12 protein-coding genes are annotated in these 12,358 nt (G+C 40.1%); 5 read left to right on the plus strand and 7 right to left on the minus strand.

Annotated elements, in window-relative coordinates; genetic code table 11:
- Window positions 1-110: 110 nt before the first annotated feature.
- Genes PQ474_RS16090 through PQ474_RS16110 form a run of 5 tightly spaced genes read right to left on the minus strand, consistent with a single transcriptional unit; the run spans window position 111 to window position 5,136 of the window.
- Window positions 111-890, minus strand: a complete 780-nt coding sequence (locus PQ474_RS16090; protein WP_273845349.1) for a 2-keto-4-pentenoate hydratase — start codon at window positions 888-890, stop codon at window positions 111-113.
- A 21-nt stretch (window positions 891-911) separates the two neighbouring features.
- Window positions 912-1,937, minus strand: coding sequence for a 4-hydroxy-2-oxovalerate aldolase (gene dmpG / locus PQ474_RS16095; protein ID WP_273845317.1), 1,026 nt, complete (start codon window positions 1,935-1,937; stop codon window positions 912-914).
- 32 nt (window positions 1,938-1,969) lie between these two features.
- Window positions 1,970-2,857 carry an acetaldehyde dehydrogenase (acetylating) gene (locus PQ474_RS16100; protein WP_273845319.1) on the minus strand — a complete coding sequence of 296 codons (888 nt, stop codon included), beginning with the start codon at window positions 2,855-2,857 and terminating at the stop codon, window positions 1,970-1,972.
- 24 nt (window positions 2,858-2,881) lie between these two features.
- Window positions 2,882-3,658, minus strand: coding sequence for a 2-keto-4-pentenoate hydratase (locus PQ474_RS16105; RefSeq protein WP_273845321.1), 777 nt, complete (start codon window positions 3,656-3,658; stop codon window positions 2,882-2,884).
- Between the two features lie 14 nt (window positions 3,659-3,672).
- On the minus strand, window positions 3,673-5,136 hold the full coding sequence (locus PQ474_RS16110) for an aldehyde dehydrogenase (protein ID WP_273845323.1): 1,464 nt from the start codon (window positions 5,134-5,136) through the stop codon (window positions 3,673-3,675).
- A 228-nt stretch (window positions 5,137-5,364) separates the two neighbouring features.
- Between PQ474_RS16110 and PQ474_RS16115 the strand changes: the two genes are divergently transcribed.
- Window positions 5,365-6,147, plus strand: a complete 783-nt coding sequence (locus tag PQ474_RS16115) for an IclR family transcriptional regulator (protein ID WP_273845325.1) — start codon at window positions 5,365-5,367, stop codon at window positions 6,145-6,147.
- A 20-nt stretch (window positions 6,148-6,167) separates the two neighbouring features.
- Window positions 6,168-7,106, plus strand: coding sequence for an amidohydrolase family protein (locus tag PQ474_RS16120; protein WP_273845327.1), 939 nt, complete (start codon window positions 6,168-6,170; stop codon window positions 7,104-7,106).
- Between the two features lie 53 nt (window positions 7,107-7,159).
- Here PQ474_RS16120 and pobA read toward each other — a convergent pair whose 3' ends face one another.
- Window positions 7,160-8,359, minus strand: coding sequence for a 4-hydroxybenzoate 3-monooxygenase (gene pobA, locus PQ474_RS16125; RefSeq protein ID WP_273845329.1), 1,200 nt, complete (start codon window positions 8,357-8,359; stop codon window positions 7,160-7,162).
- A 141-nt stretch (window positions 8,360-8,500) separates the two neighbouring features.
- Here pobA and PQ474_RS16130 point away from each other — a divergent pair, with 141 nt between their 5' ends.
- The 3 genes from PQ474_RS16130 (at window position 8,501) to PQ474_RS16140 (ending at window position 11,384) form a co-directional block, all read left to right on the plus strand.
- The gene (locus tag PQ474_RS16130) at window positions 8,501-9,262 is read left to right on the plus strand and encodes an IclR family transcriptional regulator (RefSeq protein ID WP_273845331.1); all 762 of its coding nucleotides are present in this window, start codon (window positions 8,501-8,503) and stop codon (window positions 9,260-9,262) included.
- A 24-nt stretch (window positions 9,263-9,286) separates the two neighbouring features.
- Window positions 9,287-10,069 carry an IclR family transcriptional regulator gene (locus PQ474_RS16135; RefSeq protein WP_273845333.1) on the plus strand — a complete coding sequence of 261 codons (783 nt, stop codon included), beginning with the start codon at window positions 9,287-9,289 and terminating at the stop codon, window positions 10,067-10,069.
- A 106-nt stretch (window positions 10,070-10,175) separates the two neighbouring features.
- Window positions 10,176-11,384 (plus strand): CynX/NimT family MFS transporter, encoded by a 1,209-nt coding sequence (locus tag PQ474_RS16140; RefSeq protein ID WP_273845335.1) that lies wholly within the window; start codon window positions 10,176-10,178, stop codon window positions 11,382-11,384.
- A 98-nt stretch (window positions 11,385-11,482) separates the two neighbouring features.
- Here PQ474_RS16140 and PQ474_RS16145 read toward each other — a convergent pair.
- Window positions 11,483-12,358 (minus strand): aldehyde dehydrogenase family protein (locus PQ474_RS16145; protein ID WP_273845337.1); only part of this gene is annotated, 876 nt, incomplete at its 5' end.

The raw sequence follows: 12,358 nt of genomic DNA on the forward strand, positions 1-12,358 counted from the left end.
CTGCGCGCCTTATGAGAAGATCGCTCATAAGGCTTAAAACATTGCAGCGGTTCCGCTCAATGCTTCGAGAACGTAGAAAAAGGTAAAAACCGACCTTTTTCTACGTTCTCTTATTCTCCTACTGAGAAGGTTACTTCGCCTAGGCCGTCTAGTTTGGCTGTTACGTGGTCTCCGTATGATAAGTGGACGGCTCCTGTAATGCCGCCTGTTAGGATGACTTGACCTGCTTTTAGTTTCTCACCTTTGCGATGAAGCATATTCGCTAGCATGGCTACTGAATTGGCTGGGTGTCCGAGTACTGCTGCACCGGCGCCGAGGTCTTTGATTTCACCATTGATGGATAGCACTGTTCCAACTAGATCTAAATCAAGGTCTTCTGGTCTACGAATTTTGTTGCCAAAGACTACTTTAGAAGACGAAGCATTATCAGCAATGACATCAGGAAGAGTGAAGTTGAAATTTTCATAGCGACTATCAATAATCTCAAGGGCTGAACACACATAATCTGTCGCCGCTAAGACTTGGGCACCTGAAATACCCGGTCCTTCAATGTCTTTTCCTAGGATAAAAGCGATTTCAGCTTCAACTTTAGGATGAATAAAGTCAGCTAACGAAATTTCAGACCCTTCTTGAACAACCATGTTGTCAAAAATGTATCCATAAATTGCTTCTTCGACATTCATCTGTTTCATTTTAGCTCGACTTGTTAAGCCCATTTTAGGTCCGACAATCGAGTGACCTTGCTCTAGCTTTAAGTTTACTATCTCTTCTTGAATCGTATAGGCTTCTTCTACCGTTAAGTTAGGAACCTTATCTGATGTGATTTTCACAACTTCTTTTCTTTGTAACTCTGCATCTAATAAAAATTTAGCTAATTCTTTATTCGTCATACTCACTTCATTTTCCCCCTATCATATTTTCAGACTATGTTGGTTATTTGCAATTTCAGCAGCAACGTCGATAATCATATCTTCCTGACCACCTACAACTTTTCTTTTCCCTAACTCAATTAAAATATCTCGAGGGTCCAGTTTAAATTGTTTTGCTGCTCTTTGTGCATGCAGTAAAAAGCTAGAGTATACTCCTGCATAACCCATCACTAGACTATCTCTTGTAATCTCCTGAGGCTGCGGTAAAATGGGAGCAACAATATTTTCAGCTAAATCCATCATTTTATATAGATCAACACCACTGTTTAACCCCATTCTTTCTAACACAGCAACCAATACTTCTGTTTGTGTATTTCCTGCTCCTGCTCCTAAACAACGAACACTTCCATCGATTCTCGTAGCACCTTCTTCCACTGCAACAAGGGTATTCGCCATCGCTAGTGACAAGTTATTATGAGCATGGAAGCCAATGTTAATAGTTAAACTTTGACGAAGTGCTCTAATTCTCTCTCGTACTTGATTTGGGAGTAAGGCACCAGCTGAATCCACTACATATACGGTATCCGTTCCATAGCTCTCCATTAATTTCGCTTGTTCAACAAGCTTATTTACTGGAGCCATGTGCGACATCATTAAGAAACCAACCGTTTCCATTCCAAGCTCTTTTGCTAGATGAATATGTTGCGGAGCCACATCGGCTTCGGTTACATGTGTCGCCACTCTAGCCATTTTTGCTCCGAGTGCAGCTGCTTGTTTTAAATCCTGCTTCGTCCCAATACCAGGGATTAACAGAACGGCTACCTTTGATTGATCGCAAACAGACACAGCAGCTTCAATTAATTTCATCTCATCTGTGAGTGACACTCCGTATTGCTGTGAAGACCCTCCCAATCCATCTCCATGAGCTACTTCCATGTACGGTACTCCTGCATCGTTTAAACCACGAGCAATTTCTGTTACTTGTTCAACCGTATACTGATGTCTAATCGCATGACTACCGTCTCGCAAGGCAACTTCAGTAATGATGATATCTCGATTATCGGTCATCCAAAACATTCCTTTCTGTCAGTAGGCAAATTTTATAAAATGGCTGAATTCAGTTTATTTTTTGCAAGTTCTTCTGCGACTTTCACAGCTGCAGCCGTCATGATATCCAAATTCCCAGAATAAGAAGGTAAATAATCACCTGCTCCTTCTACTTCTAAGAAAATCGTTACACGATTGCCATCATAAATCGGCTCTGTTCGTAACCGATAACCAGGTACATACGATTGAACTTTCTCGGCCATTTCTTTTATCGATTGTGTAATCGCCGCTTCATCCATTTTTCCTGGTTCCACAACAGCATAAACGGTGTCTCTCATCAAAATTGGTGGCTCAGCTGGGTTTAATATAATAATCGCTTTCCCTACTTTTGCTCCGCCAATTTCCTCAATCCCTCTTTTGGTCGTTTGCGTAAATTCATCGATGTTTGCCCTTGTACCTGGCCCGGCACTTTCACTAGAGATGGTGGCCACAATTTCTGCGTATTCGACTGGACACACACGATTTACAGCATGCACCATTGGAATTGTCGCCTGACCTCCACATGTAATCAAGTTGACGTTAGGCACATCTAAATGAGAGCCTAAATTAACTGGAGGTACGACAAACGGTCCTCTTGCAGCTGGTGTTAAATCTAGCACTTGTTTATCTGCTTCTTTTAATAATTTTGCGTGCCTTACATGTGCTTTTGCCGAGGTAGCATCAAAGAAAATATCTGCTAAATTGCTTTCTGTTGCTAAAAACTCTTCTAGTCCATTAGTAAAAGTCTGATATCCTCGCTCCTTCGCTCTGGTCACACCATCAGATTCAGGATCAATTCCAATGAGTGCTGTTAATTTCAGCGTGGATGATCTTTCTATTTTCAACATTAAATCTGTACCGATATTTCCAGTTCCGATTATCGCTACTTTAATTTTTCCCATGTAAATCACCTTTCCCACCTTTAATTATGAAGAAAAACGTACAGATACCTCACCTAAATGGGCAATTTTTGCTGTGAAGACATCACCAGGATTTGCCTCAACAGCAGCCGACAATGCACCTGAGAGTATCACTTCTCCTGCTTTTAACGTAATGTCAAATTCACTTAATTTATTAGCAAGCCACGCTACACAATTAATTGGATTTCCTAATGCGGCAGCTCCTACGCCTGTATTGATGATTTCTCCGTTTTTCGTAAGAACCATACCAGCTAGAGCTAGGTCCACTTGATCTAAGCGAACAGGCTTACCGCCTAGGACATAATGGCTGCTAGAAGCATTGTCTGCAATCGTATCTTGTAACTTGATTTTCCAATCCTTCACACGGCTATCGACAATTTCTAAAGAAGGAAGAACATAATCTGTTGCTTGAATAACATCTAGTGGGGTTACGTTCGGCCCTTTAAGATCTTTTTTCAAGACAAAGGCGACTTCCGCCTCTACCTTTGGTTGCATGACACGATCAAACGAAAGTTCACTTCCATTTTCTACGACCATTCCATCTAATAAATGGCCGTAGTCTGGTTCATCTACTCCTAACAATTTTTGCATCGCTAGCGAAGTTAAACCGATCTTCTTGCCGACAATCGATTGACCTTGCGCTAATTTTTGCTTAATGATTTCGAGTTGAACCTTGTAAGCGTCTTGTGTCGTTAATGTGGAATCCTGTTCGGTTAAAGCAACCGTCCCCATTCGGTCTTGTTCAGCTTGTAAGAGCTGATTAGCAAAAAGTTCTGTACTCATTTGTTTGGCCTCCCTTAAAGCTTAATGCAAATATTTTTTAATTCGCTATAGAATTCAAAGCTATGCATACCGCCTTCACGTCCGATACCGCTTTGTTTCAATCCGCCAAATGGTGTACGTAAGTCTCTTAAGAACCATGTGTTAACCCAAATAATACCTGCTTCTACTTCATTAGCCACACGATGAGCACGACGAAGATCATTCGTCCAAATCGAAGCACTTAGCCCGTAATGAGAGTCATTAACTTGTGCAATAACTTCATCTTCTAAATCAAATGGAATGACGGTAACGACAGGTCCAAAGATTTCTTCACGGACACAGCGTGCGTTGCGATCAAGGTCTGTAATAATCGTTGGTTCAATGTAATAGCCTTTTTCAAATCCTTCTGGACGACCGCCCCCTGTGCGAATCGTTCCACCTTCTTCTCTTGCTAAATCTATATAGCCTAGAACTCGATCATAATGTTCCTTCCCGATCATTGCCCCGATATTAGTTCCTTCTTTAAATGGATCTCCCACAACTAGTTCTTTTGTTTTTGCGACAAACTTCTCAACAAATTCATCGTAAGCAGGACGTTCAACATAAATTCTAGATCCACATAAGCAAACTTCCCCTTGATTAATGAAGCTTGACTTGATAGTTGTTTCTAACACTTCATCTAGGTCAGAATCTGCAAATATAATATTTGGATTCTTTCCACCTAACTCGTATGAGAGTTTCTTCAATGAATTAGCTGCTGCTTTCATGATTGCCGTACCTGTAGAAGTTTCACCGGTAAATGTGATCGCATCGACATCTGGATGTTCAGTAAGAGCAGCCCCCGCTGAATTTGGTCCAAATCCATGAACGACGTTAACAACACCATCAGGAACTCCCGCTTCCTTACAAATTTCAGCTAATACAGTTGCCGTCATTGGTGTCCACTCTGCTGGTTTCATTACAGCAGTATTTCCTGCGGCTAAACAAGGAGCAAGCTTCCAAGTTAGTAAAAGCATTGGCAGATTCCAAGGATTGATTAAGCCTACAACCCCAACTGGTTTACGCACCGCATAATTAATCGCTACATCATCATGCTGATAAGCTTCTGTTCCCATTGTAGTCATATAATCAGCGAAGAAGTGGAAGTTATATGCAGCTCTTGGAATATCAATCGTACTTGATAGCCAAATTGGTTTTCCTGTATCTAGTGATTCGAGGCGAGCAAGCTCATCTTTTCTTTCTAAAATTAAATCACCGATTTTGCGAAGAACTTTTGAACGTTCTGTTAGCGGCATTGTTTTCCAACGCCCGTTAAGAGCTCTTCTTGCGGCTGTTACGGCAAGATTGATTTCTTCTTCTCCACCCTCAGCAACTGTACCAAGAACTTCTTCATTGGCTGGATTCGTATTTACGAATGTTTTGTTGTTTATAGAATCCATATACTGTCCGTTAATAAAATGTCTACAATCAATGCCTGTTGCTGTAGTAATCGTTTTCATGTTTAATTCCTCCATTTATAAAAATTTGTAGTAGCAATCTTTTGTTACGTTTAGAATACTCAATATTCGTACCTCATAAAACACCAAAGTTCTTCTATGAGCAACAAACTAAAACTTTTTTAAATAATTTTTTGATTATTCTTTTTTCTTAATTAGTATGATATAGTAAATTCAAATTCAATAAAAGAACAATGTTCCTCTATACGGAACAAAAGGGAGGTATTCAAATTGGTGACGGAAAAGAAAGATTACACGCTATCTTCGGTTAAAAATGCTCTTCGCATTTTACGCAGATTTTCAATGGAAGAATCGGAGTTAAAGATTACTGATTTAGCAAAAGATCTAGACTTAGGAAAAAGTACCGTCTCACGGCTAATGTCCACATTAGCTAGTGAAGGTTTTGTTGAAAAAAACCCTGACAATCAACGTTACCGCTTAGGTTTGTCTATTCTATCTCTGGCAAGTGTCTGTACATCTAACTTTGAGATTCATAAAGAAGCGATGCCGATTCTACATGATTTAGTTGAAAAGACCGGTGAAACATCGCATTTGGCCATTCTCGATGGACTTGATGTCATTTACTTACATAAAGTCGAAAGTAAACATCATGTTCGAGCATTTACTCACATCGGCAAAAGAAATCCTTCTTATGCCACCAGTTCTGGGAAAGTCATGCTTGCCTTTAATGACGAACACTATGTTAATCAGACGATTGAAAAAGGACTAGAACGCTTCACAAAAAATACCATTACCGATCCAAAAAAATTAATGAAAGCACTTGAAGAAGTTCGAACAAATGGCTACGCACTTAGCATTGAAGAAATCTTTGAAGGTGTTGTCTCGATCGCATCTCCTGTTAGAGATTACACAGGACAAGTGATCGCATCGGTTAATATTATTGGACCTATCCAACGACTAAATGACCGAACAATCCCTCCAAATATTAAGAAAGTCATTGAAGCAGGCAAGCAAATCTCTGAAAGATTAGGCTATAGACAAAATCATTTTTAAAATAAAAGGAGCTGTTAATAATGCATGATTTTCATACTCATTTTATTCCTGAAGACGTTTTAACCTGGATTAAGGACAACAAGAAAACTGTAAACGCTAAATGGGTTCAAAATAACCCCCAAAAAGAGCCTTTTCTATCAATCAACGATAAATGGGCTTTTGAACTAAAAAAAGAATTTACAGATGCTCAATTATATCTAGATGAAAAAGAAAAAATTGGCGTAGCGCATGCCATTGTTTCCCCAATCCCACAGCTATTTTTATATGAGTTCTCTTCAGAGATTACAAGTGAACTAGCAACGGTTTATAATCAGTCTCTAGCTAAGTGGTGCCACTCCAATATCGATTGCTTATCTGCATTAGGAACAGTTTCTCTTAACGATCCTGCTTTAGCCGCTCGTGATTTAATAGAGGCCATGAACGCTGGGCTTAAAGGGGCCATTATTGGACCAGGTCTAAATGGCAAGCTGCTCTCAGACCCTCTTTTTACCCCTTTTTGGGAAGAAGCGAATAGACAAAAAGCCATTATCTTTATTCATCCTTTATTATGCGAAGACCCTCGCCTGAAGCAGCGCATGATGCCGAATTTGATTGGCGTTCCTTGGGAAACGACTGTATCAGCTACCGATCTATTACTTAGTGGCATGCTAGATACATACAGTGATGCAAGGATTTTATTAGCTCATGGTGGAGGCTTTTTACCTTATCAAATCGGTCGCATGAACAAAGGATACGAGCAGTGGCCTTTAGTCTCCAACGCCTTAACTAAAGAGCCGATTGAGTATTTAAAAGATTTTTGGTATGACAGTGTCTTATGGAATACAAATACATTAGAGTACTTAGCTAAAACGGTTGGCGAGGATCGGATTGTACCTGGATCTGACTTTCCATTTGATTTATGTTCATGGCCTCCTGCTAAAAATTACGCAAAGGGTGCAGATTCTTTATTACTTATATAAAATTAGGGCTACCACTTTTATGGTAGCCCTTTCATTTCTAGTAACGTCCTACATTAAACTAGTAATGACTTAGGACTTTCCCATTCTAATGGCAATCCAATATAGTTTTCAGACAAACTCGTTAAAGCGGCTCGAGATGACGTTACATACTCTAATTCACTAAGCTGAATACTTCTTTCAAAGGAGCTATGATTAAAGTTGCGATGAAGCATCGTCGTCATCCACCATGAGAAACGTTGAGCTTTCCAAATACGCCTTAATGCAATTTCTGAGTAACGACTTAACATGTCTTGGCTTCCTGTTTCATAAAAAGTTACAATGCCTCGTTTTAATACCTGAACATCAGACATCGCTAAATTCAATCCCTTTGCCCCGGTTGGTGGAACGATGTGAGCGGCATCCCCTGCAATAAAGAGACGACCATACTGCATCGGTTCACAAACAAAGCTCCGCATCGATACGATGTTCTTTTGAATAATGGGGCCATCCGGTAACTTCCAACCATCTGTTTCAACTCTTGCTTTTAGCTCTGTCCAAATTCGATCGTCAGACCAATTGTTAATATCATCATTTGGGTCAACTTGAATGTAGTGACGCTGGATTTCCGGTGTTCTTGTACTAATTAAAGCAAATCCTCTGTCATGATTGGAATAAATCAATTCAGGATTTGCAATAGGGGTTTCAGCCAATATCCCTAACCAACCAAAAGGATAGATTTGTTGTTTTTCTTCTCGTATGGATTCAGGAATCATTTTACGACTTGGTCCATGGAAGCCGTCACATCCCGCAATAAAATCACATGTTAACTCCTGCTCTCCTCCATCATGTTTAAAACGAATTTTTGGCGAATCGCTATCCACATCATGTAGGCTCACATCACTTACACTAAAGTAAATCTCAGCACCGGCTTCTAGGCGTGCAGCAACTAAATCCTTAATTACTTCATGCTGTGGATAGACCATAATACTCTTTCCTTCTGTCAATTCATGCATATTAACGCGGTGTCTGATTCCATTAAATTGGAGTTCAATTCCGTGATGGAGATGGCCTTCACGCATCATACGTTCTCCTACTCCAGTTACATTTAAAAGATCAACTGTTCCTTGTTCAAGAACCCCTGCACGAATCGTCCCCTCGATCTCCTCTCTCGTGCGGTTTTCAAAAATAACAGATTCAATACCTTCTAAATGTAATAGATGTGAAAGCATAAGTCCGGCTGGACCTGCCCCAATAATTCCGACTTGAGTTTTCATTTAAAAGCCCCTTTCTTATCCTGCAATTTTGTTGTAAACGCTAACTAACTTCAATTAAAATGTTATTATAAGAATGTTCAGAATAAAAGGTTGCGTTTCTTTCATATGAAACAACTAACTATTTTAAGGAGTTTTTATTTGATGACGATCGAGGGAATCATGAAATCCGTTTATAGTGGGCTTAGTATTTTACGTTTGTTCTCAAAGGAAAAGCCAATATGGGGAATCTCAGAAATTTCAAAAGCTCTATCCTTAAATAAAAGTACCGTAAGTCGTCTTGTTAAAGAATTAGTATCAGAAGGTTTCTTGGAAAAATCAGGAAGGTACTATCAAATTGGCCTTTCCGTTCTTCGTTTAAGTGGGGTCATTACGTCTCACATGGAGATCTTTCGTGAAGCAAAACCTTCTTTACAAAAACTAGTGTCAGACGTCGATGAGACGGCCCACATTTCTGTTTTGGAAGATTCAAGTGTCATTTACCTACATAAGATTGATTGTAAACACCCTATTCAGCTAATGTCCTATATTGGGAAGAATAACCCAGCAACCTGCACGAGTTCAGGAAAGATTCTATTAGCCTTTCAGCGTATGGACGTGATCCACAAAATACTAGACAATGGACTTCCAAAATGTGGACCTAACAGTATCACGGACCGGAATCAGCTCATACAAGAACTTAAAGAGATTCGTCTACAAGGTTTTTCCATCTGTGTGAACGAAATGCATGAAGAGATTGTTAGCATAGCGGCGCCAATTAAAGATTATACAGGGGAAGTCATTGCATCTGTGAGTATCGTTGGACCTAGACAGAGAATGAACGACAATCATTTTCCGAAGTACATTAAATCGGTCACTACTGCAGGTCAGGAGATCTCAGAAAACCTCGGCTTCATTAATCTTTAACTCTTACAAGAAAGGGAGATTGCCATGAGGTATCCTTCTATAAACACAGAATCCTATTCTTCAATGAGAAACGCACTACGTCTGTTAAACTTATTTTCCATTGATGAACCAGAATTAACGTTAAGTGAAATAGCGGAAAGGTTACAAATTGCCCAGAGCACCGCTCACCGCTTATCGAGTACATTGACTCATACTGGCTTCCTTGTAAAAGAACCGATTTTAAAAACGTACCGTCCCGCATCATCCATCTTATCAATGGGGACCACGTTTTTGTCAAAGTATGAATTATACCAAGTATCTGAACCGATCTTAGAAGAACTTACGAAGAAAACAGGAGAAACTGCTCATGTTTCGGTATTAAAAGGGAATAAAGTCGTTTACTTATATAAAATTGATAGTAAGCATCCTGTACATTTACTCTCACACGCTGGAAAAGAAAACCCGATCCACTGTACTAGTTCCGGACAAGTGATACTTGCTTTTCAATCACAAAAGCAGATCAACGAGGTAATCAAGCAAGGTCTACCACTTTATACAACTAAAACGATCACATCACCCCCAGATTTTATAAGCCGTTTAGAAAGCATTCAAAAACAAGGTTTTGCGATTAGCCAAGAAGAGTTGCATAAAGGGGTGACTTCTATCGCTGCGCCTATTTGGAATACGGAAGGCAACGTAATTGCATCTGTAAGTATAGCGGGGCCAACCACACGAATGACTCCATTAAAGGTCGATCGATTTGTTAAACTAGTTAAAGCAGCTGCAAGCAGCATTACAAAAAAGTCTAATAACCTCTTACATTTTTAATCTTGTTCTTTTATAGCTAATCATGCCATTGCAATCCTTTATATAACATGTAAAATATATGAAAGAAAATCTACTATAGAGCTATTTCACTCAGAAAGAGGTGTACATGAATAAAGAGTCTCTTCTTTCTTATAAGAGCCTTCTCTTCCTCATTGGAATTGTGTTCGTGGCTTTTAATTTACGGTCATCCATTACAGCTATCGGACCTTTAATTGGAGATATTCGAACAGATACCAACCTCACTAACAGCTGGATCGGATTATTGACTACACTACCGTTGCTCGCGTTTGGTCTATTTTCAACGATCACACCAAGAATTGGACGGAAATGGGGAAACGAAACAACGGTCTTCATTGCGCTCATAATTCTTACGATAGGCATCCTTTTTCGTTCGACTGGTTTCGTGTATGCATTATTTCTTGGAACGGCTCTGTTAGGGTTAGGTATTGCCATTTGTAATGTTTTAATTCCAGGCATTGTTAAAGATAAATTCCCTGAAAGAATGGGATTGATGACAGGCATTTATACGACTTCCATGTCGACGATGGCCGCACTTGCTTCTGGGGTTAGTATCCCTTTAGCCAAAGGAGCCAACCTCGGTTGGGAAAGATCTCTTTTAATTTGGGCTATTTTAGCCTCACTCGCGGTTCTTGCTTGGCTTCCACAATTGCGAAACCAAAAGAAAACAGGTTCATTCCCTACATATAAGAGAAATTCCATTTGGTCGTCTACAGTCGCTTGGCAAGTCACGCTTTTCATGGGTTTACAATCTTGTGCATTTTATTGCATCATTGCTTGGATGCCAGAAATTCTCGTGAGTCGCGGAGTCGACCTACCGACAGCTGGATGGCTTCTAACTCTAACTCAAATTGCCGGTCTCCCTGCTACCCTTTTTATACCGATTTTAGCAGGTCGACTCTCCAATCAAAGGAGTATTGCTATAGCTATTTCTTTATTTTATTTGACTGGGTTTCTAGGGATTTATATAGGGGGATCGCTTGGACTTATTACCATTTGCATGATATTTTTAGGTGTTGCGCAAGGAGCAGGAATTAGCTTGTCTTTAAGTTTGTTTGGATTACGAACGCAAAATGGACATGACGCTTCTAATCTATCTGGTATGGCCCAATCTGCAGGCTATCTACTAGCAGCCACAGGACCTCTTATTATCGGTCTTTTCTTTGATCTCTTTCAATCCTGGTCACCAGCTTTTCTCATATTTATTGGTCTTTCTATCGCTCTTGGAGTTTTCGGATTTTATGCTGGTAGAGATCAATATGTCTTGCACGTAGAACCTGACAAACTAAGAGCATAAAGAAAGCATTCATAAAGAACCGATTTTTACCTTTAAGAACATTGAAGGGGTGACCCAAAAGGCCTGTTATGACCTTTTGAGGCACCCCCCTCTTTTAATTAAAAAGCAAACTGACGATACTTCGTCTGCACCGATACCCACTTTGTTGTCGTAAATTCTTCTACCACCCACGGGTTTCCAAATCGTCCTAATCCACTCGCTTTATTGCCTCCAAACGGGATATGAGGAGCATCATTAACGGTTTGGTCGTTAATATGTGTCATTCCTGAATCAATTTGCAAAGCTAGCTCTTCTCCGCGCTCAAGGTCACTCGTAAAGATCGCAGAACTTAGCCCATGTGGTGTATCATTGGCTAGTTCAATCGCTTCTTCATCGCTCTTTGCTTTGATAATCGTCGCAATTGGTGCGAATAACTCACTTTGTGCAATCTCGCTTTTGTTATCAACATTCGTTAGGACAAATGGTGTCAGCACATTCCCAATTCGTTCTCCTTCCAACGCAACCGTTGCCCCTTCACACTTTGCCTGTTCGATATAGTTCAAGGCCTTCTCCATTTGTTTTGCATTAACTAATGGTCCGATGACGGTTTTCGGATCACTCGTATCTCCATAAGGAAGTACTTTGGCTTTTTCCACAAATTTTTGAACAAATTCATCATGCTTATCTTCATGAACAATGATTCGATTAATGATCATACAGATTTGTCCTTGATGAATAAATTTGCCGAAAATAGCCGCGTCAACTGCTCTGTCGACATCCGCATCAGATAGCACGATAAACGGGCTATTTCCACCTAGCTCAAGCGCTACACGCTTTAAGTTGCGACCTGCGATTTCACCAATATGGCGCCCAACTGCAGTCGATCCAGTGAAACTGACCAATTGATAGTTTGGATTATTCAGCATATCATCACCGATTTCCTCGACATCGGTTTGGATAACATTAAGTACACCAGCAGGAAGGCCAGCCACTTC

The sequence above is a fragment of the Halalkalibacter alkalisediminis genome, from assembly GCF_028610705.1.
Classification (GTDB): domain Bacteria; phylum Bacillota; class Bacilli; order Bacillales; family Bacillaceae_D; genus Halalkalibacter; species Halalkalibacter alkalisediminis.